The 325-nt window shown below is 54.5% G+C and carries 1 protein-coding gene; it reads left to right on the forward strand.

Going from position 1 to position 325, the window contains the following annotated elements:
- On the forward strand, positions 1-325 hold a 325-nt coding region (locus GHO32_RS26280), incomplete at both ends, for a TRAP transporter large permease subunit (protein WP_153443139.1).

Genomic DNA, 325 nt, shown 5'->3' on the forward strand with positions numbered 1-325 from the left:
TTCATTTACCGCGACTACAAGTGGCGTGATCTGCCCAAGCTGATGCATCGGGCGGTGCGTACCATTTCCATCGTGATGATCCTGATCGGCTTTGCTGCCAGCTTCGGTTACATCCTGACGCTGATGGAAATCCCGATGAAGATCACCACCGCGTTCCTGACCCTGTCGGATAACCGCTACGTGATCCTGATGTGCATCAACGTCATGTTGTTGTTGCTGGGCACGGTGATGGACATGGCGCCGCTGATACTGATCCTCACCCCGATCCTGCTGCCGGTGATTATCGGTATCGGTGTCGACCCGGTACATTTTGGCATGATCATGC

The sequence above is a fragment of the Pseudomonas sp. FSL R10-2189 genome (assembly GCF_009600325.1).
Classification (GTDB): Bacteria; Pseudomonadota; Gammaproteobacteria; order Pseudomonadales; family Pseudomonadaceae; genus Aquipseudomonas; species Aquipseudomonas helleri.